Origin of the sequence: Actinotignum timonense (assembly GCF_900155575.1) — a bacterium.
GTDB lineage: Bacteria > Actinomycetota > Actinomycetes > Actinomycetales > Actinomycetaceae > Actinotignum > Actinotignum timonense.
Genome location: NZ_LT706966.1, coordinates 1,665,150 through 1,682,462, shown reverse-complemented (window position 1 = coordinate 1,682,462; position 17,313 = coordinate 1,665,150). Strand labels below are relative to the sequence as shown.

Here is a 17,313-nt window from a genome sequence, read left to right as displayed (position 1 = left end):
CTGGCGCGAGGCCCGAACTGTGTGGTGGTTCGGGCCTCGCGTTTTTGTAGGCTTGCTGGCCTGCGTACACTAAAGCCATGCAGGAGTTCACACTAACCACGCCGTCGTACTTTCTTAGCGCTCCGCGCCCCGCGGATGAAACCGCGCTGGCCACCATCTGCGCGGACCCGGATATTCAACGTTGGACCACGATCCCGGCCGGCTATTCACGCTCGGATGCCCAAGCGTTCATCACTGAGTTCGCGCCGCAGAAGTGGGCAGAAGGTTCGCCGGTGTGGTTGATCCGCCGCGGGCCGGAATCCGCCCCGCTGGGCTGCGTGCAGGTGGATGTGACGGGAAACGGGCGCGTCGGCCGGCTCGGTTTTTGGGCCGCCAAAGAGGCTCGCAATACCGGGATGGTGACGGAGGCGGTGCGCACCGTCCTGGAATATTTCTTCGATAAGACCAATCTGGCGGCAATGCACTGGGATTGCGAAGTGCAGGGTTCGGATATCAATTGGGCTTCGGCGAAGGTCGCCTGGAAGCTCGGTTTTTCTTTCATCGGTATCCGCCCGGCTGTCACGGTGAATAAGGGCGAGGTTTACGGCTTGTTCCAGGCCACTCTCCAGCGCGGGGATGCCATGGAGCCCGCGCACGCCTGGTTTGGCCCCGGTGAGAAGCATCCGGCTTTTCCCGATCCGCGCCGCCCAGAGGATTTGGTGCGCCAATTCCACGAAACGTACGCGCTTCCTATTGTCACCGACGGGCCGAAAGCGGATCGGCCGCGCCTGCCGATGCGTATGTCCCTTATCGCGGAGGAATTTACCGAATTGGTGACGGCCGCCTACGGGAAGGCGGCCGGTGAACAGGTGAGCGCGGCTTTCGCACGGGCTGTTGATCTTGATGACGAAACCCGAGATATCGTTGAGATTTCTGATGCGCTCGCGGATTTGGTGTACGTGATTTACGGGATGGCCTTGGAACTGGGAATTCCCATGGCCGATGTGCTCGCCGAGGTGCAGGCCTCGAATTTATCGAAGCTCGGGGCGGACGGGCGGCCGATTTACCGGGAGGACGGCAAGGTTCTCAAGGGCCCGAATTTCTTCAATCCGGATATCCCGCGAGCTTTGGGGCTCTCCCCGCGCGATTAGCTCGCACTCCCGTCGTCGTCAATAATGGCGTCTTCAATGTAATCGCTGAGGCTGGCGGAGAGAATCTGTTGGGATAGCACGTCGATCCGTTTGGAGAGCCTGCGCCGTTCCGTAAGCCGCTGCGCGCGGGCCATGGCATCGAGGACGGGGATGGCCCGTTCGATGGAGTCGAGTTCGGCGCGCCACGCCGCGGCTTTTTCGGCAATATCAGCGGTGTTGGCCGAGGCGTAGAGATAGGTAACGTGTTCTTTGAGGATCTCGATACGGCCGCTGAGGCTGTGCGCGTCCCGCTCATTCGGCTTTTTTCCGGCAAGTTGATGCATGCGGTCCTGGAGTTTGGAAGCGATCTGCGGGTTCTCGCGGATGAGGGCGCGCAGTTGCGGTCCGTAACGCGTGATCACGAAAACGATGGCGGGGCCGATCCGACGCGCAAGCCGCAACAGTGCCCGATATTTACCCATAACCTTGTGCCTCCAGATTCTGTGCGGATGATGCTCCAGGTCGAGAGCAACTTCCGTTATCGTATCGATTGTTCGCGGCCGGTTGCGTTCTTTTCGCTAAGAGGTTTTAAGCGACGACGCCGCTGCTTCCGAGCCACCAGCTTTATCGCGCGGCTATCGGAAATCCCGGGAGGGAAGGTTGATCCCGAGCGGGATAGCTTCGATTCCATCGGCGTGGAAAACAGCGGCTCCGCCATCGCGTTCGACCATCCCGCGGATCACCAGGGCGTTCGAGGTGCGCGCAATCTCCCGATAGCGTTCCCATAGCTGCGGGGTGATAAGGACGTTGAGCATCCCGGTTTCATCTTCAAGGTTGAGGAAGGTGATTCCTTTCGCGGTATGGGGCCGCTGGCGGTGGGTAACCAGTCCGGCCACTTTGCACCTGCTTTTTTCAGGATGGGTGGATGCCGCGGTAACCGTGAGAATTCCGCGCGCGGTGAGTGCTGGGCGAATGAATTGCGTCGGGTAGGAATCGGGAGAAATTCCGGTGGCGCGCAGGTCCGCATGGGCCTGTTCCACGGCGGTGAGTTCCGGGAGCTCGGGCACCGCACCGAAAGGTTCGGTTCCGGGGATCGCAGGTTGATATGTGGTTCCGTGTACTACCTCAGCATTGCTCACTGCTTGGGCAATCCAGACGCCTTCCCGCCGGCTCACCCCCAAACTGTCTGTAGCTCCGGCGCGGGAAAGAATCTCGATATCTGCTGTTTTTAGCCGGGCACGCTGCGCTAGGTCAGCGAGGTCGCGGAAGGGCGCGCGGGCGCGGGCCGTGAGGATTCGCTGTATGGCCGCATTCCCGAGGCCTTTGATACTGCTGAGCCCGAGCTGGAGGTAGCGGTGGCTATCCACGTGGATACGCGGGTGTTCCCGTTTCGGACGATCTTGCGTATCGGGTAGTTCTTCCACTCTGGCATGTTCGTGCGAACGCGTGACATCTGCCCGCCGCACCACGAGGTGATGCCGCCTCGCATCGGCAACGAGGGATTGCGGGGAGTAAAAGCCCATCGGTTGCGCATTGAGCAAACCCATATAGAACTCTTCCGGGTGGTGAACTTTCAGCCAAGCGGAAGCATAAACGAGGTAGGCGAAGGAAAAGGCGTGGGATTCGGGGAAACCGAATTCGGCGAAGGCCGCGAGTTTCTCATAGATCTCTGCGCGCACCTCCGGATCAGTTATCCCCTGTTTTTCCATGCCTTCCATGAGTTGACCGCGCAGGCGTTCCATGCGGGCAGCGGAGCGTTTCGAGCCCATGGCCTTGCGGAGCTGGTCGGCTTGTGCGGGTGTGAAGCCCGCGGCGTCAATGGCAATATGCATAAGTTGTTCTTGGAAAAGCGGCACCCCCAGGGTTTTTTCCAGCGCATTTTTCAGGAGCGGGTGCGGATAGGTCACTTTTTCTTTCCCCTGTTTGCGCCGCAGATAGGGATTGACGGATCCACCTTGAATGGGGCCGGGGCGAATAAGAGCCACCTCGATAACCAAATCGTAGAAGCATTCGGGTTTCAGGCGCGGCAGGGTGGCGATTTGCGCGCGGGATTCCACCTGGAACACTCCGACGGTATCGGCTGCTTGGAGGAGTGCGTAAACCTCTGGATCTTCCGAGGGTACATTATGCAAACCGAGGGGCTGGCCGTTGGGTGCGAGAATTCCGCGGCGAGTGAGTTCAGTGAAGCTGATACGCAAGGCGGTGAGCATTCCGAGCCCGAGAAGATCGAATTTCACGAGCCCGGCGGTCGCGCAATCGTCTTTATCCCATTGCAGTACTGTTCTTCCCGGTTTGGAGGCCCATCCCACCGGGCATACGTCAATAACCGGGCGGTCACAAAGCACCATTCCGGAGGCGTGGATTCCCAGATGCCGCGGGAGCTGCTGTATCCGGGTAGCCAGCGCGGCGACACGTTCGGGTAGCCCGGCGGGCTGGGGCTGGGCGCCGCCGCCCGGGCTGATACTTCGATGGTGGAATGCTGATGCCCATTGGTCAATATGGTCTTCCGGGTATCCGAAGGCCCGCGCCACATCTCTGATAGCAAAGCGGGGCCGATAGGAAATGACATTGGCGACCTGGGCAGCACAAGAACGCCCGTAGCGTTCGTACACATGCTGGATGACTTCTTCGCGGCGTGAGGATTCGATGTCGATGTCGATATCGGGTGGCCCCGAGCGCCCCGGGGATAAAAACCGTTCAAAAAGCATGGCGTGTTTCACGGCATCGACCGCGGTAATTCCCAGGGCGAAGCATACGGCGGAGTTCGCGGCCGATCCGCGCCCCTGACACCAAATATTGCGAGAGTGGCAAAAGGCCACTATTTCTTCCACGATGAGGAAATATCCGGGGAAACCCAGCTGGGTAATGACCTCGAGTTCGTGCTCGATCACTTCCCAGGCACGCGGGTAGTCCGCCGGTGTTCCGTAGCGTTCGCGGGCTTTGCGCAGCACCAGTTCCCTCAGCCAGGTGGCTTCGGTATAGCCTTCCGGTACCGGGAACGGGGGAAGATTCGGCTTGACGAGGGAGAGGTCAAAGGCGCATTCTTCGGCGATGCGGGCCGCGGCTTCCAGGTAGCGTTCGCGCCCGCGGTGCAGGATGCGCCAGTCGTGGCCGGAGCGCAAATGGGCTCCGGCGGCGGGAAGGTAGGGATCTATCTCATCGAGGGTGCAGCGAGCCCGGGTGGCAGCAAATATATCGGCAATCGGGCGGTCGGCGGGATGCGCGTAGTGGACGTTTCCGGTGACCGCCGCGCGAACTCCGGTTTCCCGGGCCAGTTCTTCGAGAAGATCGCATCGCTGTGCGTCAAGCGGCCCGGCGTGGGAGGTGAGTTCCACGACGACGTTATCTTTCCCGAAGGTGCTGATAAGGAGGTCGAGTTCTTGCCGGGCGGCGCGGCGGGCCTCACTGCCGCGCTGGGTGTCAAGAATGCGGCGAAGTGTGCTTTTGCGGCAACCGCCGGTGAGGACAAGAATATCGCCATTATTGCGGGCAAGCTGAGCCAGCGTATGGTGCGCGATTCCTTTTGTACCGCTGGCGAGCATGGCTGTTCCGATAGCTCGGGAGAGGTGCTGGTATCCGGCCGGGGTGCGGGCAAGGAACACAAGATGCCCACCTTCCGGATCCGGGCCTTCGCGCGGCTGGGTGCTATCCAGCGTTATTTCGGTGCCGGTGATGGTGGGGAGGCCGGTATCTCGCCCGGCTTGTGCGAGCTGCATAACACCGGGAAAACCATCGTGATCGGTGAGGGCTAGGGCTTCGATACGCAGATCCAGGCAGCCTTGCACGAGGTCTTCGGGCAGGCTGGCTCCGTCAAGAAAACTGAAAGCCGAGTGGGCATGCAGTTCCGCATACGGGACATAGGGAGAGCTAGTGATAAGAGTGGTCATGGCTAGATGTAGCTGGCAGCAAGGTACCAGCGCTCCTGTTCTCTATAGAGAAGTACCGCCCCGGTGGTGGTGACCGCTTGGATATAGGCGCGCCGGGTAGGGTGCGCCCACCAGCGCTGTTCACTCACCCAGGGACCGGCGTAGTCGACTACCGTGAGGGAGCCTTCCACGCCGAAAAGCGCGCGGAGCGATGCGGTAGGAGGACCGGCGCTGCCCGCAGGTGAGGCAGCATGGCCCGCGGGTGAGGCATCGTGCCTTGCGGGCAAAGCCGCGCCGGTGCGGGAAGCCGTGCGGATGGTAGCCGGAAAGGGCCGCTGGCACTCCCCTGGGCAGTGCAGTGCGGTGGTTGCGGCAATAGCAAGTGGCTGCCCGCAGGTACAGAGCACAGCCACCGGATAGGGGGTGCGCAGGAACTGTACCGGGGCGGGTTCGGGCAGCCGGCCCGGCCAGGGAAGCCCCGCCCGGGAGGTATCTACCGCCTGGCCCCAGGGGATTTCTTGTATATCTTCTTCGGGGAGGCGCCCACCCACCCGGCGGGGCACCCGCACGTATTCTTCACCGAGGAGGCTTTGGAGGCGGTGAGCCCCGCGCGCGGCTGCCGCATCGCTGGTGGTGCGCGCACCCCAGAGGGGCGCCGGATGATTGCCCGCGGGGGTAATATCCCGGGCGATCAGCTCTAGTTGGGTAATACCTCCGCGGGTTTCCGCTGGAGCTTCGCTGGCCTCACGCGGCTGTGCTATCCAGGCGGAGATTTGCCACCGCACCCGATCCACCACATCTTCTTGGGTGAGGAGTTCGAGGTGCCAGCTGCGTGTCATTACTTCTCCGGAGGCGACGCTCGCCCGAATATCCAGGCGGGCGGAGCCAGCCGCACCGGCACGCATTTTTGTTTCGAGTTGCCCGGCGAGATTACGCGCGGCAAAAGCCGCGTGTTCCGCGTGGCTCAGGGGCGGATCAAAGGTAGCTACCACGGATATATCACGGGTATCCGAGGTGGCTTCGTGTGCGGGTAGGGTGCGCGCTGTGGCCAGATCCCACAGGTATTGCCCGATATTCCCGAAACGCGTGACGAGGGAGCGCTGCCCCAGCCCGATAACATCCGCGATAGTGGTAATCCCCAAGTCATGAAGTAGTTCCACGCAATCGCGGAGCGCGGGGCGGGTTGCTGACGTTGCGGTAAGAAGGAAAAGCGAGATCGGTTGGCTGGCCAATACTTGTTCGGAAGCACCCGGAGCGATAATGCGCGAGGTGCGCGCCGCCCATAGGCTAGGAAGGGTTCCTTCCGCGATTCCAACCCGGGCCTCACACCCGGCGGCATCAACGATATCCCCCACAATGCTTTCGCATAGGCGTTCTTCTCCGCCTGCGGTGCGTGCCGGGCCCGCGGCTGAAAAGATAACCACTCCCGGTTCCAGCATCGAGAAACGCGCCACTCGATTGGAGATAGCGCGTAGCACCGGGTCGAAGAAACGTAGCTCACGCGCCCCATCCCGTTGAATAACGGTGCATTGCGGGACGAGAGATTGCAGCTGCCGGATGGGCATATCCACCCGGGCGCCTTTCTGCCAGGCCCAGATATTGAGGCTGGCCACCCGGTGATGCTCCACGACCGCGACGGGATTTTCTCTGCTCACAATCCCCGCCATCTCCGCCGCGATAATGGGCCAGTGAGGAACCCAGACTGTTGCCTGGCGCATTATTCCCCACGCCTCCCCCGCGCATCGGTAACCGGTACCAAACGAAGCTCGGTTCCAGGAGCCTGGTCACCCGGGATCCGGCGCTCGGGCACCGCGCGGCGCGAAGCGACACCGTGCATAGCCGGAGCGACCTCATTCAGAACCGGGGCAACCTCATTCAAAGCCGGAGCAGCTTCGCGTGCAGATGGCACCGCCCGCAGGCCCGCGGCCGGATGCCAGCCGGTAGCATCCCACGCAATCCGCAGGCGCGCGCCGCGCGCGGAACGGAGTTCCACGGTGATATGTGCGATATGCCCGCTTCCGCTGGCCGGGCCCGTCACCGATTCATAGCGCGCCTGCACCCGATCCCGCACCTGCCAATTTTCCGCAATAAGCAGAGTTTCCCGGTTACGTGCCCGCTGCGCGAGCCGGCGCTGCTCCCGCGTATCCAGGCGCAGCGCGCTTCCCACAATCACCACGTCAAAAAGATCAATAGCGGCCGAAAGCGCCGCCCCGCTCCGGGCCGGCGGGAGGTAGGGAATAGTAACAATCCGATTGAGATCACTACCTAAACCGGCGCAGGCTTCCCACCCCATATCAGGCATCCCCAGGTAGATGCACCACGCACCTTGCGCACTTACCAGGGAGGCCACCAAGGCCAGCGCAATGCGCGAACCGCTAACTCCGAGAGTCATCCCCGGGGCTAAGCCCCGCGGGAAAAGTTGAGAAATTTCCGGTGGGAGATCCCAGCTGCTCCCGCCCGACTGCGGTTGTACCTGCGGTTGCGAACCGGCTAATCCCACCGCGGATTCCGCACGGGCAAGCGCGGCCCGCGCGGCAGCTAATTTCTGCGCACCCATAGCACCCCCCACAACACATTAGAACGGATGTTCGATTTTACGGTATGGCTTTACTCTACCGAAGGGATACGACACAAAAATCGCGCGCGAAATTCTTGGGCGAGTACCCTGGATGGGTGCTTCATATTGTTTTCTTCGAGCCGCGCATTCCCGGCAATACCGGCGCGGCCATTCGCCTAGCGGCGTGCACCGGCGCCACTTTGCACCTGATTGAACCCCTCGGTTTCGATTTTTCTGATGCGCACCTCAAACGCGCCGGCTTGGACTACCACGACCTTGCCAACCTCGTTATTCACCCGAATTTTGAGGAATTTCTCACCAGCGCGCCCGATGCTCGCATCTTTGCTTTTACGGGGCATACCCAAAATAACTTCGCCGAAGTCTCCTACCAGCCCGACGACTATCTCCTTTTCGGGCCTGAACCAACCGGCTTGCCCGCGCGCGTCGTCGCCCACGAACGTATCACCGCGGCGGTGCGCATACCGATGCTCCCCCACCTGCGGTCTCTTAATCTTGCCAATGCGGCATCCATTGCCGTGTACGAAGCCTGGCGCCAGCTCAGATACCCCGGTGCCGCCCAATTTTCCTAAAACATTTCCGGGCACACCTCAACCCGCTGCCCGCGCGCACCTTAAGCGCGCGCCGCACGCGGCCCCCAAGCTAGCGGCTGCCCACATCCAGGCGATACCCCTCCCGCCGCGCTACAGCACCATAGGACTAGCTATAAACCTTCCTCACGAAGCGCCTGATCGTAGAGGCGCTCGGCTTCGCCGAGGAGTTCCCCGGCGGACATCTCCAGCGCCCGCGCCAATTGGAGCAGCGTGCGTAGCTGCGGATTCGACGGCTTTCCGGTTTTATGATCGGAACGCCCACTTTCTAGCGATTGCAACGTGGTGCGGTTGAGATTGGCGCGCAAAGCGAGATCTTCTTGCGACATTCCCAGGCTTTCACGCCGGTCACGTACTGTTTTCGCCAAGCGCCACGCGACGAGCGAATCAATTTGGGAACTGTCCTGCACCCTTCCACTTTCGTCGTGCGTAGCACCTTCTTTCCACCGGGTATACCCGGCATTAACAGTAATTATTTTCTCAAGGGCCTGCTCTACCTGCCGTTTTGTTGCGCTCGGCTTCCCTCAGTTCTGAGTTTCTTTTAGCTCCGCGCTCCTTTAGTTTCGCGACAATCCCGCGACAATCCCGAGGCACTATCACCGCAGTCCCGCTTCACTTCCGCTCCACTCCCGCTTCACTTTCACCTTAGTCGCGGGTGCGCAGCGCCCAGCAGGCCACCGCGCTCGCCGCAGCCACATTGAGGGAATCCACGTGCCCGGCCATGGGAATAATGACCCGGGTATCCGCACTCGCGACGGTGCGCGCGCTCAGACCGTCCCCTTCCGTTCCGAGAATAAGTGCGACCCGCAAATCCGGGGCGAGCACATCAGCGCGATTCGCGAAATCGTCCAGAGTTTCGGCGTCGTCCTCTAACGCTAAAGCGGCCGTGAGGAAACCGAGACCGTGCAATTTTTCGATACTGCGCGGCCACTCGTGGATCCGCGTCCACGGCACCTGAAACACGGTCCCCATGGATACCCGCACCGAGCGGCGATACAGCGGATCGGCGCACGTATCGGTCACCAGCACCGCATCGACCCCGAGCCCCGCGCAGGAACGGAAAATAGCACCCACATTTGTGTGGTCCACCAGTCCTTCTAGAACGACGACGCGCCGCGCGCCGCGCCCCTCGCGTGCCTCCGCTAGCAGCGTTGCCACATCGGCCAATTCCGGGCGGTGCATCGCGGCCAGGGCGCCCCGATGGACTTTGAAACCGGTTACTGCCTGGAGCATCTCATCGGTACCCACGTAGATGGGCACTGCCGCTCCGTCCACTTCCCAGCCGCAGCGCTCCAAGCAGGCTTGCAAATCCGGGAGCCAGCGCGGGGAGGTGAGGAAGGAACGCGGCTGGTGGCCGGCCTGCAAAGCCCGCTCAATAACTTTCGTTGATTCGGCCATATACACTCCGCGCTCGGGTTCGAGTAAGCGGCGCAGGTGCACATCGGTGAGCCGGAAATAATCATCAAGTTCGGGAGCGGCAACGTTATCGAGGTAAATCAACACATAGCAAGCGTGCCACCACGCCGGTATCGGATACAAATGGCCGGGGCCGCCCCGCGCGTTGTGCGCAGTGGGCGGCCCCGGTCAATTATCGATATCAAGCTCCGCGACTCCGCACGCCGGTAAGCTTGTTTTTTCGCTTAGTTCTTCGGGATCTGGTTGGGATCGGAAACGGAACCGCGCGCATCATCAACAGCGCGATTGGCTTCCCCGCGTGCATCGGCCAGCGCCGAATCAATATCGGGGAGGGTGGTTTCCTTGAGAACATCAGCCACATCGGCCGCGTTCTCAAAATCGACCCCGGTGGGCCCGGATGGGCTGGGTTCGTCTCCCCCGCCGCTGCGGCCCCCACCGAAGCCCTTCTGCACCGCATCGAGCGCGGCGGTGAGCTCGGTAGGAACAATCCACAGCTTCGAGGACTGCGAATTGGCGATCTGCGGCAGCGTCTTAATGTATTCGTAGGAGAGCAGCTTCGGATCGGCATTGCCCTTATGGATCGCGTCGAAGACCTGAAGAATAGCGCGGGATTCACCCTGCGCCTTGAGGACGGTGGCCTGAGCTTGACCTTCGGCCTTGAGAATAGCCGATTGCTTTTCACCTTCAGCGGTCAAAATCTGAGACTGCTTAATACCTTCCGCGGTGAGAATCGCGGCGCGGCGGTCACGTTCGGCCTTCATCTGCTGTTCCATCGCGCCCTGAACGGTAGCCGGCGGATCAATCGCCTTGAGTTCCACGCGGGAAACGCGAATACCCCAACGCCCGGTGGCATCGTCCAGCACGCTGCGGAGCTGGTCGTTAATACGGTCACGGCCAGTCAGGGCCTGTTCCATATCCATGGTGCCGATGATATTACGCAAGGTGGTGACGGCCAGCTGCTCAATACCGGTCATCGGGTCGGCAATTTCGTAGGTTGCGGAATACGCGTTCGTCACCTGGTAGTAGATAACCGTGTCAATGGAGACGTTGATGTTATCGGAGGTAATAACCGGCTGGGGCGGGAAAGGCACCACTTGTTCACGCATATCGATGCGCTGGCGTACCGCGTCGAAGAACGGCACCAGGAAGTGCAGCCCCGGTTGCAGCACGGAGTGGTAGCGGCCCAGCCGTTCCACAACCACCTGGTAGCCTTGCTGCACCTTGATGACGGAACGGAACACCGCCACCACCACAAGGAGAAGGAGTAAGAGGAGGAGCACGCCAATAACCGTGCTCGCGTTGATATCAGCATCCATGATTTTTCCTTTGTGCCGCTAGGCGGCCTCGGTGACTTTTCGGTGGTACGTGAAGCAGATAAAACTTATGATTCCGGGGTCACGATTGCGGTGGCACCGTCAATTGCTTGCACAAGTACGACGCCGCCCTCCGGGATGCGCCCCGCAGCGGTGCGGGCACTCCATTCATCTCCGCCAATTTTCACGCGCCCGCCACGCTCGGTAATCTCCGTAAGTGCGTAAGCACGCCGGCCCACCTGCGCCTCCACATTGCCGACGGCGGCGCCGCGCGGGTTGATGTGGCGGCGCGCCCAGGGACGGGCGAAAAACAAGAGGATAAGAGCGAAAATTCCGTAGGCGATGATCTGGATCCACAGGACATCTGTTCCCAGGGCCACTCCCGCGGTGGCCAGGGCAGCTAGCCCCAGCATAAGGAAAGTGAAATCGAGGGTAAACATCTCAACAATTGCGAGTGCTAACCCGGCGATGACCCAAATTTGCCACGTCATTGTTCTCCCTTTCCTGAGAGTTCCACCCAGCCGGTTCTTCGGCTCCGGGCCTCTTCGTCCTCTGGTGCCATGCTACCGGACACCCTGCGCCTCGGATATACCGAGCGGAAAATCTACTGAGCGCGGAATAACGGATATTCTGCCCGCGAAATAGCCCGGGCTACAGATATACCGCGCCCCAGATTCCCCTAGCGGGCAGCGCGCGCGGTATACCGACCCGCGTTTTCTTCCACCCGGAGCGGATAATCAAATGCCTCCGAGAGCTGCGTGGAAGTCAGAACTTCCGCTAGCGGCCCGGCCGCCACCACACTGCCCGCTTTGAGGAGCAGCATATGGGTAAAGCCGACCGGGATTTCCTCCACGTGGTGGGTAACCAGCAGCATGGCCGGGGCGTACGCTGCTCCGGCCAGCCGCGAGAGGGTGGCCAGCAGGCGTTCGCGCCCACCCAGATCCAGGCCCGAGGTGGGTTCATCCAGAATAAGGACTTCCGGATTGGGCATGAGGGCCCGCGCGATCCCTAAGCGTTTACGTTCCCCGGACGAAAGGTGCGCAACTTTACGATCCTCGAGGTCCCGTAAACCGAGCCTGCGCAACATGGCGCGGGCACGGGCGTCATCTGCGGCGTCGTACTCCTCATTCCAGGCGGCCAGATGCCCGTAGGCGGCGGTGCGCACCGCTTGGAAAACGGTTTCACCCCCGGGGATGCGGGCATCAATCCCGGCCGAGGTTACCCCCACGGCGCTGCGCAGCTCCCGCACATCCACCGTGCCGAGGCGTTCGCCCATGAGCTCCACGCTTCCCGAACTGGGGAAGAGCCGCGCGGCGGCCACCTGTATGAGCGTGGTTTTCCCGGCGCCGTTGGGCCCGAAAATCACCCAGCGTTCCCCGGAATTAACATCCCAGGATACCGAGCGGAGGATTTCCGTAGCCCCGCGGCGCAGCGTTACATCTTTCAAAGACAGCACGTCACCCATGGTTCTAGAATAGCGTGCCGCTACGACATAACCGGTTAGCGCCGCGGATAGTTATCCACGAGTTCGCGGTAGAACTCCATGGTTTTTTCGCCGATAGCTTCCCAGGAGAAATGGTCCTCCACCCGGCGGCGGCCAGCCAGGCCCATCTGCGCGGCCCGCTCCTGATCGGAGCACACCTCGTTGAGAGCCGCGGCCAGATCTGCCTCGAATTGCTCGGGGTTGAGCGGGGTGCCGGTGCCGTCCTGAGCCTGTTCGATAGGAACAAGCAGCCCGGTGGTTCCGTGCACGATGCAATCGGGAATTCCCCCGGTTTCGGTGCCGACCACCGGAAGCCCCACCGCCATCGCCTCCAGGTTAACAATGCCGAGCGGCTCATAAATGGAGGGGGTAACAAAAGTGGTGCAGCACGATTCCAGGGCGACAATACGATCCTGGCTGAGCATATCGTCAATCCAGACCACGCCTTCACGTTCGGCCTGCAGCTTCGCCACGAGAGCCTTTGTTTCCTCCAAGATTTCAGGGGTATCGGGAGCCCCGGCGCACAGCACCACCTGGACGCCCTTATCAACCTGGCGCAGCGCGCGCAGCAGCCCCGGCACGCCCTTCTGGCGGGTAATACGCCCAACGAACATAATAGTGGGCCGATCCGGATCCAGGCCGTAGCTGGCGAAATACCGGCGGGCATCTTCTTTTTCCGCGCTGGTTTCCGGAGCTTTCCAGGTATTCAAATCGATACCGTTATGAATCACCCGCACCCGCTCGGGTGCAATATTCGGGTAGCAGCGCAAAATATCCGAGCGCATCGCGTGCGATACCGCCACGATTCCGGCCGCGGATTCGTAGGCAGTTTTTTCCACCCAGGAGCTCAGCTGGTAGCCACCCCCGAGCTGTTCACGTTTCCACGGGCGCAGCGGTTCCAGGGAATGCGCGGAAATCACATGCGGAATACCGTAAAGAATCGAAGCGATATGCCCGGCGAAATTCGCGTACCAGGTGTGGGAGTGCACCAGATCCGCACCTTCCACATCCGTGACCATATTGAGATCAACACCCATGGTGCGCACGGCCGCGTTCGCGCCCTCAAGTTCCTTGAGGTAGTCATAGCCCTCCAGCGCTACACCCGCGGGAACGTCTTTGTTCTCAGAAGGAGCGCGCGGACCATCAAAGGCACGTACGTGAATATCAGCATGCTGGGCGAGCACACGGGAAAGCTCGGTCACGTGAACTCCCGCCCCTCCGTACACATGCGGGGGGTATTCGCGAGTAAGTAAATCAATGCGCATGGTTGCCTCCGGCTTCTTCGCCGCCGTCCGCTTCCCCACGAAGCGGATCATGCGAGCGTACTACTTCAAGGGTAACCCACCACCCCCGGAAACACAGCCGCGGGCCCCATTTATCCACAGCGTGGACCGGCACACGACTTGTCCACGTTCCTTCTGGAAGCGGGTGTTCAACTTCACGTTTTACGGTACGCTGTAGTCATGAGGAGAGATTTACGCGTTCTGGCCATCGTCCTTGCGGGAGGCGAAGGCAAGCGTTTAATGCCGCTCACTGAAGATCGAGCGAAACCCGCGGTTCCTTTCGGGGGCATTTACCGGCTGATTGACTTTGCGCTGAGTAACATCGTGAATTCTGGATATCTCCAGATCATCGTGCTTACCCAGTACAAGTCGCATTCGCTGGACCGCCATATTACGAGAACCTGGCGTATGTCCAACCTCTTGGGCAATTATGTGGCCCCGGTTCCCGCCCAGCAGCGGCGCGGCAAGGGGTGGTTCTCCGGAAGTGCGGATGCCATTTACCAGTCCATGAACGTCATCGATGATGAACGGCCCGATGTTGTGCTCGTAACCGGAGCAGACAATATCTACCGCATGGACTTCTCCCAGATGATGGACCAGCATGTGGAATCCGGTTTCGACCTGACCATCGCCGGTATTCGCCAGCCGCTGGAACTGGCCCCTTCCTTCGGTGTTATTGATGTGGATGCGGAAAACCACCAGAAGGTTTCCCGCTTCCTGGAAAAGCCGCAGGATACCTCCGGTTTGGGCCTGGAAGAAGCCCCGGATCAGTTCCTGGCCTCCATGGGCAATTACATTTTCAACACTGATGCGCTGGTTGAGGCCCTCCAGAATGATGCTGCGGATCCCAGTTCCGCCCATGATATGGGTGGCAGCATTGTTCCGCGATTCGTGGAAGCCGGTAATTGCGGCGTCTACGATTTCACCTATAACCGCATCCCCGGTGAAGGTGAACGGGATAAGGACTACTGGCGTGACGTGGGTACCATTGATGCCTACTACGCGGCGAATATGGATCTTATTTCCGTTACTCCGGATTTCAACCTGTACAACGAGCGCTGGCCGATCCTGACCGGCTACACCGGGTTGCCGCCCGCAAAATTCGTGTACGGGCATCACGAACGCCTCGGGCACGCCCTGGATTCCATTGTTTCCCCCGGTGTTATCGTCTCCGGTGGCGAAGTGATCGGATCGGTGCTCTCCCCCGGGGTGCGGGTGAATTCCTGGTCCTCGGTGCGTGAATCGGTGCTGCTGGACGGCGTGAACGTGGGCCGCAATGCCACCGTTATTCGTGCCATCGTGGATAAGAATGTCCAGATCGAAGAAGGTGCGCAGCTGGGTGTCAATCACGATTATGACCGCGAACGCGGTTTCTACGTCTCGGAAGGCGGCGTGGTCGTGGTTCCCAAGAATGCGGTGGTGCGCCGCTAAGCGGTTGCGCGCCTGAGTTATTCAGTGTTTGCACCGCTTGCCTAGCTTCAGGCTAGTATGTGTGCCCGGTATCGGTTTCCGGTACCGGGCACAGCCGTACTAGGCGAGGGAAACCAACTCCAGATAGTCGTCGCTCCACAAATCTTCGTCCCCGTCCGGGAGGAGAAGCACTCGCTCGGGATTGAGCGCGGTCACGGCACCTTCGTCGTGCGTGACGAGCACGACGGCGCCTTCGTACTTGCCCAGGGCGCCAAGGATTTTCTCCCGGGAGGCCGGGTCAAGATTATTCGTTGGTTCGTCCAGCAACAGCACATTGGCGCGTGAAACCACCAGCATGGCCAAAGCCAGGCGGGTCTTTTCACCGCCGGAGAGGACGCGGGCGGGTTTATCGGCGTCGTCGCCCGAAAACAAAAAGGAACCGAGCACGGTACGTAAGCCTGTTTCGTCGAACTCCGGGGCGACGTAACGCAAATTATCAACCACAGTTTTATCCGTATCGATAAAATCGTGTTCCTGCGCGTAATAGCCCAGCTTGAGGCCGTGCCCGGGGAGCACTTCACCGGTGTCCGGGGTTTCCGTTCCGTACAGTAAACGCAATAGCGTGGTTTTGCCCGCGCCGTTGAGACCAAGAACGACGACGCGCGAACCGCGGTCGATCGCCAAATCAACGCCGGTGAACACCTCCAGGGAACCGTAGGATTTCGACAGGCCCCGGGCCCGCAGCGGTGTTTTCCCGCAGGGTGCCGGCTCGGGGAAACGCAGCGCTGCTACTTTGTCGTCCGCGCGTTCTTCTTCCAATCCCTCAAGAAGCTTCTCCGCGCGTTTCGCCATATTCTGCGCGGCAACCGCCTTCGTGGCCTTCGCGCGCATCTTATTGGCCTGCGCCAGCAAATGATCCGCTTTCTTTTCGGCATTGGCGCGCATCTGCCGGCGCCGGCGCTCATCTGTTTCGCGCTGCTTGAGGTAGGCCGACCAGCCCATCGCGTACTGGTCGAGGGCCGCCCGGTTGGCATCCAAATGCCATACCGCCGTGACCGTTTCTTCCAGCAGATCCACCGAGTGGGAAATCACCACGAAACCACCCGAATAATTCGCGAGGTAATCGCGCAGCCACAGGAGAGAATCGTGGTCGAGGTGGTTGGTCGGTTCGTCCAGAAGCAGCGTATCTGCCTGGGAAAAAAGCACCCGCGCCAGATCGACGCGGCGGCGCTGCCCACCCGAAAGGGTGCCCAGGGGCTGGTTGAGAATGCGCTCGTCCAGGCCCAGAGCCGCGGCCATTTGGGAAGCCTGGGCATTGGCGGCCCAGCCCCCGGCTGCGGTGAACTCTTGGTCCAGGCGTACGTAGCGTTCCATGGCTTTTTGCTGGCGGGTACCGGTGCATTCGGCCATATCCTTTTCCGCCTTGCGGATACGGCGGATCGTGGCGTCGATTCCGCGGGCCTCCAGGATGCGATCCCGGGCAATCTGGTTCGGATCCCCATCGTGAGTATCTTGCGGGAGGTAGGCGATGGTGCCGCTGCGGTGCAGAGTCCCTTCGTAATCAACAGCATCCGAGGTGGTGCCTTCGCCCGCCAGCAGGCGGGTCATCGTGGTTTTGCCCGCGCCGTTACGCCCCACCAGGCCCACGCGCATACCCTTGTGGACCTGAAAACTGGCGTGCTGGACAAGTTCACGCGTGCCGATGCGGATTGTGAGATCAGAAGCCGTAATCACAAGGGCTTACTTTACCGAGAAAATCGCGCGCGGGCCGCATTGCCGGTCACGGCAGCGCGCCACTGGCGTGCGATGGTCCGGTCGCCTGTGCCGCCGATGGGCCTCGGCTTGGAGGTGGTGTCACGGCTGGCAGGTGGTGTCACGGCAGCGCGCCACTGGTGCCCGCGGCTCGCACGCGGGACAATGGACAGGTGACAACACCATCTTCAGTGCCCGAACCGGATCCCGGCGAGCATCCGGAAACCCACGGCGCTTATGTGCTGCCCGTGGTGATATCCGTATGTGCGGCGGCCTGTGTATTCCTCGGGCACGGCCGGCTGCTCGTGCAACTCCTCGCCTGGCTGGGCGCGGTGGCGGGCCTGGTTCTCACCGCCGTCACGCTCTCGCGCGAACAGCGCGCCACTCCCGGGCAGCTGCGCTTCCGCAAGGTGGCCGGATGGAGCTTCCTCGCCTGCCTCATCTGCGTGATCGTGGCGGCGCTTCCCCTCGGGTACGCTATCGCGCGGTATTAACGGAAAAGGGCCGCGGGGGCCG

The 17,313-nt window shown here is 61.1% G+C and carries 15 protein-coding genes; 4 read left to right on the top strand and 11 right to left on the bottom strand.

Annotated features, from left to right (window positions below):
• The first annotated feature begins 77 nt into the window (after nt 1-77).
• Nucleotides 78-1,130 carry a GNAT family N-acetyltransferase gene (locus CZ322_RS07140; RefSeq protein WP_087070749.1) on the top strand — a complete coding sequence of 351 codons (1,053 nt, stop codon included), beginning with the start codon at nt 78-80 and terminating at the stop codon, nt 1,128-1,130.
• Here CZ322_RS07140 and CZ322_RS07135 read toward each other — a convergent pair.
• The 4 genes from CZ322_RS07135 to CZ322_RS07120 all read right to left on the bottom strand — a co-directional run bounded on the left by CZ322_RS07135 (nt 1,127) and on the right by CZ322_RS07120 (nt 7,367).
• Nucleotides 1,127-1,591 (bottom strand): hypothetical protein, encoded by a 465-nt coding sequence (locus CZ322_RS07135; protein WP_180948616.1) that lies wholly within the window; start codon nt 1,589-1,591, stop codon nt 1,127-1,129. The two genes, CZ322_RS07140 and CZ322_RS07135, sit on opposite strands and share 4 nt — an antisense overlap.
• 153 nt (nt 1,592-1,744) lie before the next feature.
• Complete coding sequence (locus tag CZ322_RS07130) at nt 1,745-4,996, bottom strand: error-prone DNA polymerase (protein ID WP_087070748.1); 3,252 nt, start codon at nt 4,994-4,996, stop codon at nt 1,745-1,747.
• A gap of 2 nt (nt 4,997-4,998) precedes the next feature.
• A complete protein-coding gene (locus CZ322_RS07125) occupies nt 4,999-6,693 on the bottom strand; it encodes a Y-family DNA polymerase (protein WP_087070747.1) in 1,695 nt (564 codons plus the stop codon).
• Nucleotides 6,693-7,367: a hypothetical protein gene (locus tag CZ322_RS07120; RefSeq protein ID WP_143231880.1), complete on the bottom strand. Its 675-nt coding sequence runs from the start codon at nt 7,365-7,367 to the stop codon at nt 6,693-6,695. Before CZ322_RS07120 ends, CZ322_RS07125 begins: the two co-directional genes overlap by 1 nt.
• Before the next feature lie 281 nt (nt 7,368-7,648).
• Here CZ322_RS07120 and CZ322_RS07115 point away from each other — a divergent pair, with 281 nt between their 5' ends.
• Nucleotides 7,649-8,122 carry a tRNA (cytidine(34)-2'-O)-methyltransferase gene (locus tag CZ322_RS07115; RefSeq protein ID WP_087070745.1) on the top strand — a complete coding sequence of 158 codons (474 nt, stop codon included), beginning with the start codon at nt 7,649-7,651 and terminating at the stop codon, nt 8,120-8,122.
• A gap of 131 nt (nt 8,123-8,253) precedes the next feature.
• Here the strand turns inward: CZ322_RS07115 and CZ322_RS07110 are convergent, their stop codons facing one another.
• The 6 genes from CZ322_RS07110 to glgA form a co-directional block, all read right to left on the bottom strand.
• Nucleotides 8,254-8,550, bottom strand: a complete 297-nt coding sequence (locus CZ322_RS07110; protein ID WP_051278575.1) for a helix-turn-helix transcriptional regulator — start codon at nt 8,548-8,550, stop codon at nt 8,254-8,256.
• Between the two features lie 235 nt (nt 8,551-8,785).
• The gene (locus CZ322_RS07105) at nt 8,786-9,643 is read right to left on the bottom strand and encodes a TrmH family RNA methyltransferase (RefSeq protein ID WP_087070744.1); all 858 of its coding nucleotides are present in this window, start codon (nt 9,641-9,643) and stop codon (nt 8,786-8,788) included.
• Between the two features lie 137 nt (nt 9,644-9,780).
• Nucleotides 9,781-10,872: an SPFH domain-containing protein gene (locus CZ322_RS07100; RefSeq protein WP_087070743.1), complete on the bottom strand. Its 1,092-nt coding sequence runs from the start codon at nt 10,870-10,872 to the stop codon at nt 9,781-9,783.
• A 65-nt stretch (nt 10,873-10,937) separates the two neighbouring features.
• On the bottom strand, nt 10,938-11,360 hold the full coding sequence (locus CZ322_RS07095; RefSeq protein ID WP_087070742.1) for an NfeD family protein: 423 nt from the start codon (nt 11,358-11,360) through the stop codon (nt 10,938-10,940).
• Nucleotides 11,361-11,548: 188 nt separating this feature from the next.
• Entirely contained in the window at nt 11,549-12,334 is a 786-nt protein-coding gene (locus tag CZ322_RS07090; RefSeq protein WP_087070741.1) for an ABC transporter ATP-binding protein, read from the bottom strand.
• A 35-nt stretch (nt 12,335-12,369) separates the two neighbouring features.
• Nucleotides 12,370-13,617: a glycogen synthase gene (gene glgA, locus CZ322_RS07085; RefSeq protein ID WP_087071193.1), complete on the bottom strand. Its 1,248-nt coding sequence runs from the start codon at nt 13,615-13,617 to the stop codon at nt 12,370-12,372.
• Between the two features lie 198 nt (nt 13,618-13,815).
• Between glgA and glgC the strand changes: the two genes are divergently transcribed.
• Nucleotides 13,816-15,066: a glucose-1-phosphate adenylyltransferase gene (gene glgC / locus CZ322_RS07080; protein WP_035277237.1), complete on the top strand. Its 1,251-nt coding sequence runs from the start codon at nt 13,816-13,818 to the stop codon at nt 15,064-15,066.
• A gap of 99 nt (nt 15,067-15,165) precedes the next feature.
• Here glgC and CZ322_RS07075 read toward each other — a convergent pair whose 3' ends face one another.
• A complete protein-coding gene (locus tag CZ322_RS07075) occupies nt 15,166-16,779 on the bottom strand; it encodes an ABC-F family ATP-binding cassette domain-containing protein (protein ID WP_087070740.1) in 1,614 nt (537 codons plus the stop codon).
• A gap of 191 nt (nt 16,780-16,970) precedes the next feature.
• On the opposite strand from CZ322_RS07075, the gene CZ322_RS07070 reads away from it, so the two are divergent.
• Nucleotides 16,971-17,291, top strand: a complete 321-nt coding sequence (locus CZ322_RS07070; RefSeq protein WP_143231878.1) for a hypothetical protein — start codon at nt 16,971-16,973, stop codon at nt 17,289-17,291.
• The last annotated feature ends 22 nt before the right edge of the window (nt 17,292-17,313 follow it).